This window comes from Vibrio sp. V15_P4S5T153 (assembly GCF_963874485.1).
Classification (GTDB): domain Bacteria; phylum Pseudomonadota; class Gammaproteobacteria; order Enterobacterales; family Vibrionaceae; genus Vibrio; species Vibrio anguillarum.
Genome location: NZ_CAWNHR010000021.1, coordinates 45,983 through 62,443 on the forward strand (window position 1 = coordinate 45,983; position 16,461 = coordinate 62,443).

General features: G+C 44.3%; 13 protein-coding genes. 7 read left to right on the top strand and 6 right to left on the bottom strand.

What is annotated here, in order from left to right; all coding sequences use genetic code 11:
* Positions 1 to 135: 135 nt before the first annotated feature.
* Positions 136 to 1,284 (bottom strand): iron-containing alcohol dehydrogenase, encoded by a 1,149-nt coding sequence (locus AACT42_RS22950; protein WP_026029117.1) that lies wholly within the window; start codon positions 1,282 to 1,284, stop codon positions 136 to 138.
* A gap of 165 nt (positions 1,285 to 1,449) precedes the next feature.
* Here AACT42_RS22950 and AACT42_RS22955 point away from each other — a divergent pair, with 165 nt between their 5' ends.
* Complete coding sequence (locus AACT42_RS22955) at positions 1,450 to 2,331, top strand: AraC family transcriptional regulator (RefSeq protein WP_017047225.1); 882 nt, start codon at positions 1,450 to 1,452, stop codon at positions 2,329 to 2,331.
* A gap of 356 nt (positions 2,332 to 2,687) precedes the next feature.
* Positions 2,688 to 5,843 carry a chitinase C-terminal domain-containing protein gene (locus AACT42_RS22960; RefSeq protein WP_094131645.1) on the top strand — a complete coding sequence of 1,052 codons (3,156 nt, stop codon included), beginning with the start codon at positions 2,688 to 2,690 and terminating at the stop codon, positions 5,841 to 5,843.
* Between the two features lie 112 nt (positions 5,844 to 5,955).
* On the opposite strand, the gene glgC is transcribed toward AACT42_RS22960, so the two are convergent.
* The 4 genes from glgC to AACT42_RS22980 all read right to left on the bottom strand — a co-directional run bounded on the left by glgC (position 5,956) and on the right by AACT42_RS22980 (position 10,468).
* A complete protein-coding gene (gene glgC, locus AACT42_RS22965) occupies positions 5,956 to 7,170 on the bottom strand; it encodes a glucose-1-phosphate adenylyltransferase (protein WP_013867890.1) in 1,215 nt (404 codons plus the stop codon).
* A 168-nt stretch (positions 7,171 to 7,338) separates the two neighbouring features.
* Positions 7,339 to 9,249, bottom strand: coding sequence for a sensor domain-containing diguanylate cyclase (locus AACT42_RS22970; RefSeq protein ID WP_094168005.1), 1,911 nt, complete (start codon positions 9,247 to 9,249; stop codon positions 7,339 to 7,341).
* A 186-nt stretch (positions 9,250 to 9,435) separates the two neighbouring features.
* Positions 9,436 to 9,960, bottom strand: coding sequence for a hypothetical protein (locus AACT42_RS22975; protein WP_047689689.1), 525 nt, complete (start codon positions 9,958 to 9,960; stop codon positions 9,436 to 9,438).
* A 136-nt stretch (positions 9,961 to 10,096) separates the two neighbouring features.
* A complete protein-coding gene (locus AACT42_RS22980; RefSeq protein ID WP_026029118.1) occupies positions 10,097 to 10,468 on the bottom strand; it encodes a YgiW/YdeI family stress tolerance OB fold protein in 372 nt (123 codons plus the stop codon).
* A 157-nt stretch (positions 10,469 to 10,625) separates the two neighbouring features.
* Here AACT42_RS22980 and AACT42_RS22985 point away from each other — a divergent pair, with 157 nt between their 5' ends.
* The 4 genes from AACT42_RS22985 to modC are packed head-to-tail and all read left to right on the top strand — an operon-like array spanning position 10,626 to position 14,661.
* A complete protein-coding gene (locus AACT42_RS22985) occupies positions 10,626 to 12,101 on the top strand; it encodes a cobyric acid synthase (protein ID WP_094133425.1) in 1,476 nt (491 codons plus the stop codon).
* A 1-nt stretch (position 12,102) separates the two neighbouring features.
* Positions 12,103 to 12,876, top strand: a complete 774-nt coding sequence (gene modA / locus AACT42_RS22990; RefSeq protein WP_094133426.1) for a molybdate ABC transporter substrate-binding protein — start codon at positions 12,103 to 12,105, stop codon at positions 12,874 to 12,876.
* Entirely contained in the window at positions 12,866 to 13,555 is a 690-nt protein-coding gene (modB, locus tag AACT42_RS22995; RefSeq protein WP_161441860.1) for a molybdate ABC transporter permease subunit, read from the top strand. Before modA ends, modB begins: the two co-directional genes overlap by 11 nt.
* Positions 13,555 to 14,661 carry a molybdenum ABC transporter ATP-binding protein ModC gene (modC, locus tag AACT42_RS23000; protein ID WP_176429075.1) on the top strand — a complete coding sequence of 369 codons (1,107 nt, stop codon included), beginning with the start codon at positions 13,555 to 13,557 and terminating at the stop codon, positions 14,659 to 14,661. Before modB ends, modC begins: the two co-directional genes overlap by 1 nt.
* A 117-nt stretch (positions 14,662 to 14,778) precedes the next feature.
* On the opposite strand, the gene AACT42_RS23005 is transcribed toward modC, so the two are convergent.
* Positions 14,779 to 15,216 carry a DUF3069 domain-containing protein gene (locus tag AACT42_RS23005; RefSeq protein WP_017046416.1) on the bottom strand — a complete coding sequence of 146 codons (438 nt, stop codon included), beginning with the start codon at positions 15,214 to 15,216 and terminating at the stop codon, positions 14,779 to 14,781.
* A gap of 138 nt (positions 15,217 to 15,354) precedes the next feature.
* Between AACT42_RS23005 and AACT42_RS23010 the strand changes: the two genes are divergently transcribed.
* Positions 15,355 to 16,329, top strand: a complete 975-nt coding sequence (locus tag AACT42_RS23010) for a diguanylate cyclase domain-containing protein (protein ID WP_088733409.1) — start codon at positions 15,355 to 15,357, stop codon at positions 16,327 to 16,329.
* Positions 16,330 to 16,461 lie beyond the last annotated feature (132 nt).

The window sequence follows — 16,461 nt, forward strand, 5'->3', positions numbered from 1 at the left end:
AATGAAAGGCCGCTACATAAAGTATCCAATACAAAAAAAGTACAAAAAAAGCAGCGCCCAATTGCGCTGCTTGATGTAGCTGAATCTATGCTATTGGAATGTGGAAATCACTATTCACTCGTCTAAAAAATGAGGCTAAATGATAGCTTGTTCCAAAATTTCCCGTGATTTTTCAAGCGTGATGGCTTGCTGTTCACCCAAAACAAGCATTCCATGTGCGTTCAGTTGAGCGATAACTGCGTCTATGGCCGCTTGCTTACTGCTATTATGATCCGCAAACTGAGTTGGAACATTCAAGCTGTGGTAGAAGGCTTCAATCGCATCGATTGTGCGTAAGGCAAGATCGCTAGTTTGATTGAGTCCAAAGACATTTTTGCCCATTTGCTCAAGTTTAGCGCGTTTGTTCTCAAGTTGATTGCGCAGTAGGGAAGGCTGCACAATCGCTAGCGAACGGGCGTGATCAACATGCCATAATGCGGTGAACTCGTGACCAATCATATGAGTCGCCCAATCTTGTGGAACGCCAGTACCGATCAGGCCATTTAGTGCTTGGTTCGCTGTCCACATCAGGTTTGCTCGCCATCCATCATTATCACGCTGGTCATATTGTTGACCCAATACCAGCAAGTTTTTAAGTAAAGTTTCGGCATAGCCGTCTTGAACCATTGCATTGGTTGGCAAGGTTAAATATTGCTCACAGACGTGTACCCAAGCATCAACAATACCGTTGATCAACTGGCGCTCAGGCAGTGATTTCATTACATCTGGATCAAGCACTGCGAACTTAGGCTGTACCGCTGGAGCCATAAAGGCCAGTTTGTCTTGTGTTTGTGCTTTGGTAATGACCGCGCCCATGTTGGATTCAGAACCGGTTGCTGGCAGAGTCAGAATTGCACCGATAGGCGTAGCTTCAGTAACTTGATGTTTACCCACCATGATGTCCCAGCCATCCCCATCATACTTAGCCGCCGCGGCAACGTATTTTGAACCATCGATAACCGAACCACCACCCACGGCAAGAATAAAGTCGATGTCCTGTTCTTTGACGATAGCAACCGCTTTATCTAAGGTTTCTTTGGTTGGGTTTGCTTCTACACCTGAAAACTCGACCCATTGGTGGTCAGTGAGTGCACTCACGACTTGGTCATAAACACCATTTTTTTTGATCGAACCGCCACCGTAGATCACCAGCACTTTTTGGTCAGTTGGAATCGCCTGACTGATCGCAGAGATTTGGCCTTGGCCGAAGTGAATTAGAGTAGGGTTAACATAAGTAAATTTCATTATTCTCACCTTTGCTTATAGAAAAGGAGGCGGCGCCTCCAAGGCAGTGTTTTACGATGTGCATATTAGTATTAATTATCCAGTCAATATAGACCAATTTCTCGAAATTAATTGCCTAATTCTCTAATTGTCGTATTCTTCCTTCAATTTTGATAAGGGGGCATTATGAGTAAACTGGCGCAACTGATGCAGCAATACATTGAAAAACAATCTTTAGATCATTTGGAAGGTATTCACCAAACGGCAGTGCCGGGCGTATTGTTTTATCGCAGCAGCCGCGGTAATGGTAGACAGCCCCTTGTGTATCAATCCGGTATCATATTGTTGGGGCAAGGACATAAACGCATTCATATTGGTAGCCAACCCGTAAATTATGGCCCCAATGATTACTTGGTTGTTGGGGTACCTTTACCACTTGAGTGCGAAGCTTTTGCGTCAGAAAGTGAACCGTTATTGGGCTTGACTATTAATATCGATCACTCACTTCTCCTTAAACAGGTTGATCGACTTGAGGCTTCTGGTTTTTTATCTGATTGCATAGACAAATCAAAATGCGGGCTGAAATCAGTAGAAATGGGCGCAAAGATGCAAGCAAGTGCGATTCGTTTGATGTCTGCATTGGTTGATGATCTTGAAGCTAAAGTGCTTGGCGAAAGCTTAGTCGAGGAGATTGTGTTTCGGGCATTAACCAGCGAGCACGGTTATGTGCTTTTTGATCTCGCTCATCAAGAAGGACACTACGCCCGGATAGCCAAAGCGTTGAGTAAAGTACATCAAGAATATGATCAGTCCATTACCGTTCAGTTACTCGCCGAAGAAGCCAATATGAGTGTTTCGGCGTTTCACCACGCCTTTAGGCTGGTGACGTTAGAATCTCCTTTACAATATTTAAAAAAAGTCAGGCTTAACAGAGCGAAAGAGCTGATTCGTGTGGAAGGCAAGCGTGTGAACGATGCCGCTCGTTTAGTTGGTTATGCCAGCGCATCTCAGTTTAGTCGAGAATATAAGCGACATTTTAATGAAACCCCAAGAGGAGTACAGCGTTAGAAATAGCGCATAAAGTTAAACTCTACATTTTTGTAACAATTAGTGTTGTTGCATGTTTTTTGCTCTTTTTGATGGTGTGTAAGTTAAATAACCGGCAGGCAGTCCGTACATTGTTCTGATTTCGGCGCTTTTTTTAGAATCGGAAAATTAACCAATAATTAGTTGTTGATGCAAAATAACGATGCCTCTTTTGCAGAAATAGTGCAACTTGTTGCGAGTGATTTTTGATATTTGAACAAATTGAGGTGCTTATTTATCGCTCTGTTCTACAGTTGTTTCACGTGAGAATTAAAGTCTGGTTTCTTCTTGATACGAGGCTTTTTACAGTGAAACAATAACTTAAGGAATGAGCAGCTATGCATTTAAACAACAGGACAGTGGCAAAGGGTGTTTTTACACTGAGCACTTTAACGGCCTCTTGCTTGATGGCTTTTAACAGCTATGCAGCCGTTGATTGCACGACACTAAGCCCTTGGGAATCGTCAAAAGTTTATACTGGCGGTAACAAGGTTCAGCACAGTGGTACCGCCTACCAAGCCAACTATTGGACTCAAGGTAACGATCCAGCCAACTTTTCCGGTGATTATGCCCAGTGGAAAGTGTTGGATGTTTGCGCCACTTCCGGTGGTGAGAACCAGCTACCGACCGCGAATCTCTCTTCACCTTCCGCAGCAGATGTGATTGCTGTCGGTGATACCGTAATATTAAGTGCGAACGCAACCGATAGTGACGGCAGCGTTGCTCGAGTCGAGTTTTCTGTCGATGGTGCAATTGTGGGTATAGTCACCACGGCACCTTATAAAGCCACGTGGGTCGCAACCGCTGGTCAGCATGAATTCAGTGTTGTAGCCATCGATGATAAAGGTGATGCTAGCGTGAAAAGTGCAACGACCTTAACGGTGAAAGAAGCACAACAACCAGGCAACCAGGCTCCAACTGTTGATATTACGCTTTCTGCGGTTTCCGTTGACGTGGGGGCTTTAGTCACCTTAACCGCAAACGCTGCTGATACTGATGGAAGCGTCGATAAAGTTGATTTCTTCGTTGCGGGAACGCTGGTTGGAACGGCTGTTAGTGCTCCGTATACCTTAGAATACACCGCGACAAAAGCGGGTAACTTGGCGGTGTTTGCACGCGCCACTGATAACCTTGGTGCGACGACAGATTCCACGTTAGCGACTTTAACAGTCAATGGCGCGCCAATAGCTAATAATTGTCGTCCTGATGGTTTATATCAAACCGAAGGTGTGAATGTACCTTATTGCACCGTTTACGATGCGGAAGGTCGTGAGATCATGGGTGCGGATCATCCACGTCGTGTGATCGGTTATTTCACCAGTTGGCGTGCGGGTGATGATCCGCAATCGGCTTACCTTGTAAAAGACATCCCTTGGGAGCAGCTCACGCACATTAACTATGCCTTCGTCAGCATAGGTTCCGATGGCAAAGTGAATGTGGGCGATGTGAACGATCCCAATAATGCGGCAGTGGGCAAAGAGTGGCCAGGGGTTGAGATTGATCCTGCATTAGGCTTTAAAGGTCATTTTGGTGCGTTGGCAACAGCGAAGAAAAAATTTGATGTTAAGACCTTAATTTCTATCGGAGGCTGGGCTGAAACTGGCGGGCACTTTGATACGGCAGGCAACCGTGTCGCCGATGGTGGTTTTTATACGATGACAACCAACGCGGATGGCTCTATCAACCACGCTGGTATTGAAAAATTTGCAACATCGGCTGTTGAAATGATTCGTAAATATCAATTCGATGGTGTCGATATCGACTATGAATATCCAACCTCAATGGCGGGCGCAGGTAATCCAGATGATAAAGCGATTATGGAACCTCGCCGTGCTTATTTATGGGCGTCGTACCAAGAGTTAATGAAGGTACTACGTCAGAAGCTTGATCAAGCATCGGCACAAGATGGCCACCATTACATGCTGACGATCGCAGCACCATCTTCTGGTTATCTATTGCGTGGTATGGAGACATTTGATGTCACTCAGTATCTTGATTATGTGAACATCATGTCTTATGACTTACACGGCGCATGGAATGATCACGTGGGTCACAACGCGGCTTTGTATGACACTGGTAAAGATTCAGAGTTAGCACAGTGGAACGTGTATGGCACGGCTCAATACGGTGGTATTGGTTATCTCAACACTGACTGGGCTTATCATTATTTCCGCGGTTCTATGCCCGCAGGGCGTATCAACATCGGCGTTCCTTACTACACGCGCGGCTGGCAAGGTGTCACGGGTGGAGAGAGTGGTTTATGGGGGCGAGCGGCATTACCTAACCAAGCTGAATGTGCTCCGGGCACTGGTGAGGGTGAGAAAAACAACTGTGGCCACGGCGCTGTGGGTATTGACAACATGTGGCACGACACCGATCCGAAAGGAAACGAGATGGGCGCAGGTTCAAACCCAATGTGGCATGCCAAAAACCTAGAGAAGGGGATTTGGGGCTCTTACGCCCAAGCTTATAACCTTGATCCAGTGAATGAGCCTGCCGATCAACTTGTCGGTCTTTACCAACGTCACTATGACAGCGTTGCCGTCGCGCCTTGGCTGTGGAATGCCGATAAAGGGGTGTTCTTATCAACTGAAGATAAAGAGTCTATCAACACCAAAGCCGATTATGTCATCGATAAAGAGATCGGCGGCATCATGTTTTGGGAGTTAGCGGGCGATTATAACTGTTATGTCTTGGACGCTAATGGTCAACGCACTCAAGTGGATTCAACAGAGCAAGCTTGTGCAAGCGGAAATGGCGAATACCACATGGGTAATACTATGACGAAAGCAATTTATGACAAGTTTAAGTCGGCAACGCCTTATGGTAACACGCTTGCAACAGGAATGATTGCCAGTGAAACCGTAGACATCGCGGTCTCCGTTGGTGGATTTAAGGTGGGAGATCAAAACTACCCAATCAATCCGAAAATCAGCTTTACTAACAACACAGGTCAAGATATCCCCGGAGGTACTGAGTTCCAGTTTGATATCCCCGTATCTGCACCGGATAATGCTAAGGACCAATCTGGTGGTGGTTTGAAGGTGATTGCTTCTGGCCATACTCGCGCCAACAACGTCGGTGGTTTAGACGGCGTCATGCACCGCGTAGCGTTTAGCTTACCGAACTGGAAAGCTCTGCCCGCAGGCGGCGTGTATGAACTGGATATGGTTTACTATCTGCCTATTTCTGGGCCTGCAAATTACAGCGTAAACATTAATGGTGTCGATTACGCCTTCAAGTTTGAACAACCGGATCTTCCACTTGCTGACCTATCTTCTGGTGGCAGTGACGGTGGAGATACTGGCGGTGGCGATACCGGTGGTACCACGAATCCTAGCAATGTCATTACTTGGGTTCCCGGATCCACACAGGTGAAAACTGGCGATGTTGTGATTTACAACGGGAAATGTTTTATTGCCAAAAACAACCCCGGCGTTTGGGAGTCACCGACTCAGTCAAATTGGTTTTGGGATGCAACAACGTGCCCATAACCGAGCGTGATTAATCGGTATGTTTTGAACTCAGTGTAAAGTAAGAAGCCTTAGCGTGTGCTAAGGCTTCATTTTAATGAGGGATAAATTGAGTGGGCAAAAAAATCTAGGTTTAGAATTGATAACTTTCGGGTACCACAACAATGCCATTTTCTGAAATACGGAAACGCTGGGCATCTTCAACTGGGTTTAAGCCAATTTGGGTATGTGGAGGGATTTTTACATGTTTATCAATAATACACCTCATGAGCTGACACCCTGCGCCGACTTCAACATCATCAAATAAAATGCTATCGACCACTGTTGCACCATCATCAATTCTGACGTTTGAAGAAATAATGGAGTGTTGTACAGAACCTCCAGAGTTAATCACACCGTTTGAAATGATCGAATTAATGAATATACCTTCGTTACCTGTTGCAGAAGAAACCGTGCGCGCAGGTGGGTATTGCGCTTCGTATGTTCGAATGGCCCAGTTTTTTTGGTATAAGTTCATTGGTGGAACGGGTTCGAGTAAATCCATGTTAGCGTTATAAAAAGAATCAAGTGTTCCGACATCACGCCAGTAACAATCTTTAGCGACTCGCCCCCGGTCACCGCAAAACTCATACGCATAAACAGCATGGCTTTCAATCAATTTGGGAATGATGTCATTGCCAAAATCGTGACTCGAGTTTTCCAGCTCAGCATCATTAATCAAAGCACTTTTTAATACTTCCATATCAAAAATGTAGATCCCCATAGAAACTAAGCTGCGATGAGGATTATTGGGCATGGAGGGTGGGTCACTTGGTTTTTCGATGAATGAGGTGATCTTGAAGTCATTATCCACATTCATCACGCCAAAGGCAGAAGCTTGTTCTCTTGGGACATCCATGCAGGCGATAGTTAGTGCAGCATTTTTTTGCTTATGAGCTTCGAGCATAGAGGCATAGTCCATCCGGTAGATATGATCACCAGATAAAACAACGACGTGTTTGGCATCACTGCGTGAAAGTAGCCACATATTGTGATAGATAGCGTCCGCCGTTCCTTCGTACCATTTTCCGCCTTTTCTCATCTGCGGGGGGATCACAGAAATGAATTCGCCGAGTTCTGGATTGAAAATAGACCAGCCATCACGTAAATGTTTTTGTAATGAATGAGATTTATATTGAGTCAGGACCAAAATCTTTCGCAGCCCTGAGTGTAGGCAGTTGGTGAGTGTAAAATCAATGATTCGATATTTTCCACCAAAGGGTACAGCCGGTTTTGCTCTGTCATCAGTTAGCGGAGATAGCCGCGAACCGACACCACCTGCTAACACAACGGTTAGTGTTTCTTGCATCTTATTTCTCCCTAAATATGTGCAATCTATTTACCATATTAGAGAGTAGTACAAGTTTTAAGCCAAAAGTAAAAATGATAGCGAACAATACGTTACAAACTAAGTTTGCGATAATTGCACGAAAATAAACCCATTTTATTTCTCGATGCACTTAAATGGTGCTAATTGTTAAGCAAATTCTTCCATCTCGACACTGGTCAATACCGAGACAAGATTACGCCCCGAAGCTTTTGACTCATACAATGCAATATCTGCCCGTTTATACACTTCTTCTGGTTTTTCTGTAATGTCAGTGATGCCACCGCTGATCGACACTTCTAAACGATGATTTAAGTGAACGGCTACTCGTAAACGGTGCATGACCAACTCAGCTTCTGCCAGTGGTGTATGAGGCATAATGATGGCAAACTCTTCGCCTCCGATGCGAGCTAAAAAGTCCGTTTCTCTTAGGTGCTCACTTAATTGTGTTGCGACAGAGCGAATGATTTTATCGCCTTCTGCGTGGCCTAATTTATCATTAATGCGTTTAAAATGGTCGATATCAATAATCGCTAAGCACGACTGCACTTGAGCTTGGTAACGTTTTACGCGTAAGCATTCTGAACGCATTTCTTGATCAAATTTCCTGCGGTTCCAAATGTTGGTGAGCGCATCTTTCTCGCTGAGCTCACGCAGGCGATTTTCTAGCTCTTTGCGATGACTAATATCAACAAAGGAGGCCACATAAAACTGAATAATTCCGTCTGAATCACGGATGGTTTGAATACGTAAGATCTCGGTTTGCATTGAGCCATCTTTACGCTTATTAATGACTTCACCTTCCCATAGCCCTTCGTCTTGCAGCACTTTCCACATATTCATGTAAAAAGCTTGATTGTGCTTACCGGAGGAAAAAACGGAAGGTTGTTTACCTCTTACCTCGGCTAAGGTGTAGCCGCTGATCCGGGTAAACTCATTGTTTACTTTGATAATGCGGTTATTACGATCGGTAATCACCATAGCGGACATACCATTCATCGCCGCCCTAGCCAGTTTGCTCTCGATACTGTTTTTATCGTGGTTTGCGTTCCAACGAATAAAACCGGCGGCAATCGTCATTACTAATAGCGCGATGCCAACCGCTTGAAAGCCAATTTTTAGCTCTGTGGCAGAAAGCAATTTATTGAGCGCATCACCATTTAATGACTGAATTAGATAAATTGGCTCCATTTCTGGGAATATGGATTGCAAAGGAACTTGAGTAAAACTATACCAGCAGTTGTTATCCCATACCGTGCCAGAAGCTTGCTCTTGCATACTTTTCCATAGTATAGGGGCGACACTGTTAATATTCAGCATGTGGTATTTCGACGGGTTTTCTTGCTGAGACAAGATCTCATTTTCATGATGAATATACTGACCCTTGAAACTGATGATGTCTGGGCGACTCAGTGAATTTAAACTCTGGTTAAATTTTTTGTACAATTGGGTTAAGTTAAGATTTGCTACAAAATAGCCTTGCCTTTTTCCATCAAAATCTATTGGTGCAATAATCCTAAATACTGCGGTTATCTGGGAAGCAGTACCATAATTTTCTTCTTCTCTTTCACTATCAACACCGAAGATCCCAATTTGGTTTGGGGAAAGGTTTTGCGCATACTGAAAATAGTCTCGGTGCAATTTGTTTTTTAGTGGTGATCTTGGTACTGCTTCTGTTGATCCATTACTCTGATTCACGCGAATTAATTCGTTACCCGCTATATCAAAAAGCCTGAGCCGAGAATAAAGGGTTTGAATACGAGCTGCTAATAACCAAAACGCCTGTACCGCTTCGATATTTTCGGTGGAGGGAAGACGTAATGCGCTGTACAACATGGTGTTGTTTGACAATATTTGAGTTGAATTGTAAACGTCATTAAACGCAGTAAGCAGTTCGTGCTTATTGTATTCGAGTTGAGCATGGCTTTTTTGTTCGATCATTTGCACAGTTTGTTCATGAGCTTTGTCGAATTCTTTGACGAAATAAAGAAAGGGTACAACCCCAAGCACGACACTAACAAATAGCCATTGAGCTAAGTATTTATAGAAAGAGCGAAACATAGCGGCACATATAAGTTATTGAGTGCATAGTATATCGCTGATATATGAGAAGTCGCTTCCAAATATCTGATATCGCGGAGTACATCAAATTTGTGGGGTAATTCTATTGATATAAAGAGTAAAAAGAAGCGCACACCAAGTAGTTAAGAAGCATTATGCGCTTAAGCCTGAAGGCCGTTTTACGTTTTAGAATTGAAAACGAACATTCATGACGATCTGTGAGCCGTAAACGCCGTTGTTTTTGGTTTCAGCTCCTAACGATAATTGTTCGGTAGAGTGAAAAAGTAATCCAGCGCAAAATACCGAGTGTTCATCGTTCTTACCCAGTTTAATATTGGCTTCAATTTGGCTCGATAACCAGATCCGGCTACCAATATTAAACTCCAACTGGGTTTCACTTTTGCCACCCTGTTCATCGGTAGGTCTAATGTGGTGAATAAGCACTTGTCCGTAGACATCAGCAAATTGGCTTATTGGGCCGTTAAAACCAATTCCGCCAGCGGTATCCCAATCTCCGTCAAATCTCGAATCGTAATGAACGATCAGGTGTGTATTATCGGTTAAATAAGTACTAAATTCTGCACCTGAGGATTCAGGGCTGATAGCGGTTCTGACTTCAAAGAAGTTATAATTAAAATTGTTAGCTTGCGCAGAGAAAGAAAGAACGCATGACAAACCGACTAGGCCTAGTGAGTACGCTTTTTTATACATGTACGCTTCGTCCTGAAAAGATGAAAATTAAGCTGAATAAGATACAGCAATGGCCTGCAAATTACAGGCCATTTTCACAAAAAAATCCATCTTATTTTTTGTGTTTTACCATCAAGAGAGCAATAAACAGTAATGATTATAGAACTTGGATCTGATCCACTTCGATTTCAGGTGTCAGCCCTCCTTCATATTCGCCATAAAGGCGAACCTTAGTCTCGGCATTGAGTGGCGCTGTGAAGTGGATATCATCATCCAGTTCTACTTGAATCTCACCGTTGCCATCACTGAATACGAATGTGTCTTTTCTGATTTGACGAATCAACTTTCCTTCAACCACAACATGCTTTTCTGTAAACATATTGGTGTCTTTTAGCAACGATTCCACAGACGTAAGTTCGATAGGACCATTGTAATTGATGGTATTACTGTTTTGGTTATGGTTACCTGCAAAAGCGAAAACAGGAGCAATAATCATCGAAGCTGCTAGGGCTAGTGTTGTACGTTTCATTTTTAATTCCTCTATGGGTTTGTTGTTTTGATGAAGCGATTTAAACACTAAGATGTTGAACACACTCTGAGCGGAACATTAATATTCCATTCATTTTATTGAGTGAGTAGCAGCTGTGACGGTATGATTACCAGCAAACGCCTATCGTAGAGTTAATATGGAATCAACATTAAGGTCATTGATGGTGCAGGGCACCACTTCCGACGCTGGAAAAAGTGTGCTAGTTGCAGGCTTGTGCCGAGTGTTAGCACGTCGAGGAATAAAAGTAGCCCCTTTTAAGCCGCAAAACATGGCGCTCAATAGTGCGGTGACGGCCGATGGTGGCGAAATCGGGAGAGCGCAAGCTGTTCAGGCTCAAGCGTGTGGCGTTGAGCCATCGGTACACATGAACCCTGTATTACTCAAGCCAAATTCAGACACGGGTGCGCAGGTTATCCTGCAAGGCAGAGCGCTCTCTAATATGGAAGCAACGGGTTATCACGATTATAAGAAAGTCGCGATGAATACTGTGCTTGATTCCTACGCTCGGTTACAAGCCGAGTATCAAAGTGTCATGATTGAAGGGGCGGGAAGCCCGGCTGAAATCAACCTACGCGAAAACGACATTGCTAACATGGGGTTTGCTGAAGCGGCCGATGTACCTGTGATTATCATTGCCGATATTGATAGAGGCGGTGTATTTGCTCATCTGTATGGCACGTTAGCACTGCTTTCTGAATCGGAACAGCTGCGTGTAAAAGGGTTTGTGATTAACCGCTTTCGAGGTGATATTGCGTTACTGCAATCTGGCCTTGATTGGTTAGAAGCAAAAACGGGTAAACCCGTCATTGGTGTGCTGCCTTATTTACATGGCTTTGATTTAGAAGCTGAAGATGCGATCACTCAAGCGCAAACCCTCAGAAGCAACAGTAAATTGAATATTGTGGTGCCAGTGTTGACTCGCATTAGTAACCATACTGATTTTGATGCGTTGCGTTTAAATCCTGATGTTGACTTACGTTATGTGGGAAAGGGTGAACGGATCGAAAATGCGGATCTGATTCTGCTTCCGGGCAGTAAATCTGTAAGGGACGATCTTGCGTATCTTCGCTCGCAAGGTTGGGATCAGGATATCAAACGTCACTTGCGTTTCGGAGGTAAAGTGATGGGCATTTGTGGTGGTTACCAAATGTTAGGTCGGGTAATTCGCGATCCACTCGGCGTTGAAGGTGAAGCGGGCGAAAGTGAAGGACTGGGGTTGTTGAACGTCAGTACAGAACTCACCGATGAAAAAACGCTCAGGAATGTTCAAGGCGAGCTTATTTTACCGCAAGGTAAAGCGAAGGTCTCAGGCTACGAGATCCACGTTGGACGCACAACGCTCGATGATGCATCATCCTCAGCAATCATCACGTTAGACAATGGCAACCGTGATGGTTTATTAAGTGATTGCCAGCAAGTGTTGGGGACTTACATGCACGGAATTTTTGATAGTTTTCCCGCAACTGAGCTTATCTGTCGCTGGGCTGGTGCCGCTGATATAAGTTATTACGATCATGTGGCGCAAAAAGAACAAGCCATTAACCGCATTGCGGATGCGATTGAAGAGCATTTGAACTTGGCCTTATTATGGCCAGAATTAACGGAGCGTTAACATGAGAAAAATACTGCTCTCTATCGTCGCCATGCTGTGCTGCACGGCGGTTTATGCACAAGAGAAAATCACTGTTTATGCAGCGTCATCCATGACGAATGCGGTTAATGAATTGATTGCGGCTTACCAGCCGAAACAACCGTTAGACATTGTGCCCGTTTATGCGGGTTCATCCGCGCTTGCTCGTCAAATTGAGCAAGGTGCACCAGCGGATATTTTCATTTCAGCCAATGATAACTGGGTTACTCACTTGCTTAACAAGAACATTGTGACGAGCGATAAGGTCACATTGTTGGCTGGAAATCAGCTGGTGCTTATCGCCCCTCAATCGTCGAAGCTCAATTCGCTGGCGGTAAATGATGTTGCGACATGGCTTGACGCCTTGAACGGTTCACGTTTAGCGATAGGTAACACAATGGCAGTGCCTGTGGGAATGTATGCCCAAGAGGTACTAGAAAAGTTAAAAGTGTGGTCGTCGCTCGCCCCTATGCTGGCTCAAACCAATAACGTACGTTTAGCGCTTGCGCTAGTGGAACGTCAAGAAGCCGCACTTGGTATTGTATATAAGACGGATGCATTGATGAGCAATAAGGTCAAAGTGGTACACGAATTTGATTCAAGCCTACACAGCGCCATCCATTATCCTTTAGTGCAGCTGACTGAGCGTGATACGGTGAATCAATTCATGCTTTTTTTACGCAGCGATCAAGCAAAAAGTATCTTACAGAACTACGGTTTTAGCGTGATGACAGGAACGGATTCCTTTGCTTTCTGAGTACGAATGGGTTGCACTGCAACTGAGCTTAAAAGTCGCGATTTATACCGTGCTTTGGCTCTTACCGCTGGGAATGTTTTTTGCGTGGCTACTCGCCAGAAAGCAGTTTTGGGGTAAAAGTATATTGGATAGCCTAGTGCATTTGCCGCTCGTTTTACCGCCAGTGGTCGTGGGGTATCTTCTGTTGATCACCATGGGTAAACAAGGCGTAATTGGACAGTGGTTTGATAATATGTTTGGCTTGCGTTTCAGCTTCAGTTGGCGTGGAGCCGTGTTGGCGTGTGTCATCATCGCACTGCCCTTGATGGTTCGTGCGATTCGTTTAAGCCTTGAAAGCGTCGATCCTAAGTTAGAGCAAGCGGCTCGAACCTTAGGCGCTTCACCACTCAAAGTTTTTTTGACCATTACATTACCCTTAACGATACCCGGGCTGATCACTGGCGCGATGCTCTCTTTTGCTCGCAGCCTAGGTGAGTTTGGAGCCACCATTAGCTTTGTGTCCAATATTCCCGGTGAAACACAAACGCTTCCTCTTGCGATGTATAACTTTTTAGAAACGCCAGGAGCCGAAATGGAAGCGATGCGTTTGTGTATTATCTCGATCATGATTGCCTTGGCTTCGTTATTCATTTCTGAAGTGATTAGCCGCCGAATGGCGCGGCGCTTAGGGACTCAATGATGAGTGGGTTAAAGATTCAATTTGAAAAACAGTTAGGTGATATCAAGCTTAATGCGGATTTGGTTTTACCAAGCCGTGGTATTTGTGCGGTTTTCGGGCGTTCAGGGGCGGGGAAAACCTCCTTCATCAATATTATCAGTGGATTGGTGAAGCCTGAACTTGGTGAAATCGAGATCAATGGCCGCATCCTATTTAGTCAACAAAAAAAGATTAACTTGCCTGTTGAGAAGCGCAATGTTGGTTACGTTTTTCAAGATGCTCGATTGTTTCCACATTACACCGTTCATGGCAATTTAAACTATGGTGTCAAAAAAAAGGATGCCGACCACTTCGCCGCCATCGTAAAATTATTGGCTTTAGCGCCATTACTTACACGTTATCCGCATGATTTATCGGGTGGGGAGAAACAGCGAGTAGCGATTGGCCGAGCCTTACTATCCAAGCCCGATATTTTATTGATGGATGAGCCGTTGGCATCGCTCGATATGCCGCGCAAACGTGAAGTGATGCCTTTTTTGGAAGAGCTGGCTCATAGCGTGCATATTCCAATTCTCTATGTGACGCACAGCATGAATGAAATTTTGCGTTTGGCTAATCATTTAGTTGTGTTAGAGCAGGGCGCTGTGCTGATAAGCGGTGAGCTAGAGCAAGTGTGGTCTTCAAATTATATGCGACCTTGGCAATCATTTGCCGACCAAAGCAGTCTGTTTTCTGCCCACATCTGCCAGCACAACAAAGATTATGCGCTCACACAGGTCTCGCTTGCAGATGATGTCAAACTTTGGGTGCAATATGTTGAAGGCGAGGTAGGCTCTGCACTGCGATTACAGATCCGTGCGAATGATGTTTCGGTGGCGCTTGATAAGCCAAACCGGACGTCAATTCGTAATATTCTGCCTGCGCAGATTTGTCAGATTGAAAAGCAGCCTCAAGGTACTGATAAACAGAGTGTGGGGATAAAACTCAAGTTAGGCGAAGGGTGTTACCTGTGGGCTACGGTAACCAAATGGGCGGCCGATGAGCTGCAATTGGATGTTGGTGATTCGCTGTATGTGCAAATTAAAGGCGTGAGCGTGTCGCAGCGTGATATCGTCTTAACGCATTAATATTTTTCATTATTAATGTATTGATTCAATAACCTAAGCCTCTCTTATCCCGAGTTCAGGTTCAATAGAAAAAGCCGTCATATAAAATTGACGGCTTTATGCTCAATGGTGTGCGTTTTATTTTGCAAACACGTCTTTAAAATCGCGTTTTAGAATCGGGTCGCGGCGTGCTTTTTTGATCTGTTTAACCATATCTTTCACACAGTTATGCAGCACTTGATCAAGAAGCTCTGCTCGGTATTCTTCTTTATCTTGGTCTGTCATCTCTTTCGGTAAATTCAATGTTGGGAACTCCTCCATGACATTGACACCGGCAAAAGCTTGGCTAACAGAGATCAACGCATGAAACTGTTCAAAATTATCCAACACATTTTGCGCACTGGCTGGTAGAGAGTTCCAAGACTCGCGTACCGCTTCTTCAGAGACTTCATGTATAGACACGACCATGTAGTACATCTCTTGTGGCACTTGATCAAATTCAATTACTTGGCGCAATTCTGGCGAGATGGCGTCTAAGTCCACTACAGGTTGTTCGGTTTGCTTTACTTCAGACATGAAGATATCTCTTTAGGGGAAAAGCTACATGCTAAAAATTTATAGCGAAAAGTCAATATTGTGCGCAAAATTAAACAAAGAAAGTGAATAAATCTATGTTATACGTAAGCATATGATTGAAATTTAAAGGGGTTACAGATGGTAAGTTCGGGCTCTTCTATGAGGATCTTGCTGGTCGATGACGTACAACTGGATCGAATGCAACTCACCATTCGTCTTAAACAGCTCGGTCATCACGTGGAGGCGGTTGCCAGTGGGCAAGCGGCATTGGATAGCTATTGCCAATTTGATCCAGAACTGATTCTGATGGATATTTCGATGCCCGGCATGAATGGTTTTGAATTATCGAAAAAAATACGTCAGCAATACCATGAATGGGTGCCGATTATCTTTTTAAGTGGGCATGATGAACCGTCGATGATCGCGCAAGCGATAGAGGCAGGCGGTGATGATTACTTAACCAAGCCAGTCGATAAACTGGTACTCAACTCCAAATTATTAGCCATGCAGCGTATTGCAAGTATGCGTCGAGAGCTTAAACGCGCAACGGTTAAACTTGAAGAGCTAAATCGTGTTTTGCAGCAGCAAGCAAATGAAGATGGCTTAACGCAAGTCTTTAATCGTCGATTTATAGATGACAAGCTTAAAGAGATGATCAGTTGGCATGGGCGGCACAAATTTCCCATGAGCCTCATTTTAATCGATGTGGACTATTTCAAACGGTTTAACGATAACTACGGCCATATAGAAGGAGATAACTGCTTGATTACCATTGCGCAAACGGTGAATCAGTTATTTGTGCGCACTGGTGAGTATGTAGGGCGATATGGCGGTGAAGAGTTTTTAGTGCTGCTGGGCAATGCCAATTATGAACAAGCACTGATCGCCGCTGAGCGAATCCAACAATCAATGATCAAGGCACACTATCCTCATCAATACAGCGAAATTGCTGATCATGTCACCTTATCTCAAGGTGTCATCTCGTTAACGCCGAATGGTACTGAGTCTATCGCTAATATTTACAATCTGGCCGACGAAGCCTTGTACCAAGCAAAGCATCAAGGTAGAAATTGCTTTATTTCTTACGATGTTACCAATGCAGTATTAAGCTAATACATACACTTCACTCGCTCTTTTTTGTTAGCACTTAAGCAATATGGTCTACACTAGTACTAACGCTTTGGATTAGAAGTCAGGATGCATATATCAACTTTTTTGGCTTATGGGTGCACTTTATGGACGGAT

What these genes read in the sequence shown, in the direction of transcription:
- AACT42_RS22970 (WP_094168005.1), bottom strand. Translation starts at nt 9,249, where the DNA reads ATGTTTCGCTCTTTCTATAAATACTTAGCTCAATGGCTATTTGTTAGT.
- AACT42_RS23005 (WP_017046416.1), bottom strand. Translation starts at nt 15,216, where the DNA reads ATGTCTGAAGTAAAGCAAACCGAACAACCTGTAGTGGACTTAGACGCC.
- modA (WP_094133426.1), top strand. Translation starts at nt 12,103, where the DNA reads ATGAGAAAAATACTGCTCTCTATCGTCGCCATGCTGTGCTGCACGGCG.
- AACT42_RS22960 (WP_094131645.1), top strand. Translation starts at nt 2,688, where the DNA reads ATGCATTTAAACAACAGGACAGTGGCAAAGGGTGTTTTTACACTGAGC.
- glgC (WP_013867890.1), bottom strand. Translation starts at nt 7,170, where the DNA reads ATGCAAGAAACACTAACCGTTGTGTTAGCAGGTGGTGTCGGTTCGCGG.
- AACT42_RS22980 (WP_026029118.1), bottom strand. Translation starts at nt 10,468, where the DNA reads ATGAAACGTACAACACTAGCCCTAGCAGCTTCGATGATTATTGCTCCT.
- AACT42_RS23010 (WP_088733409.1), top strand. Translation starts at nt 15,355, where the DNA reads ATGGTAAGTTCGGGCTCTTCTATGAGGATCTTGCTGGTCGATGACGTA.
- AACT42_RS22950 (WP_026029117.1), bottom strand. Translation starts at nt 1,284, where the DNA reads ATGAAATTTACTTATGTTAACCCTACTCTAATTCACTTCGGCCAAGGC.
- modC (WP_176429075.1), top strand. Translation starts at nt 13,555, where the DNA reads ATGAGTGGGTTAAAGATTCAATTTGAAAAACAGTTAGGTGATATCAAG.
- AACT42_RS22955 (WP_017047225.1), top strand. Translation starts at nt 1,450, where the DNA reads ATGAGTAAACTGGCGCAACTGATGCAGCAATACATTGAAAAACAATCT.
- AACT42_RS22985 (WP_094133425.1), top strand. Translation starts at nt 10,626, where the DNA reads ATGGAATCAACATTAAGGTCATTGATGGTGCAGGGCACCACTTCCGAC.
- AACT42_RS22975 (WP_047689689.1), bottom strand. Translation starts at nt 9,960, where the DNA reads ATGTATAAAAAAGCGTACTCACTAGGCCTAGTCGGTTTGTCATGCGTT.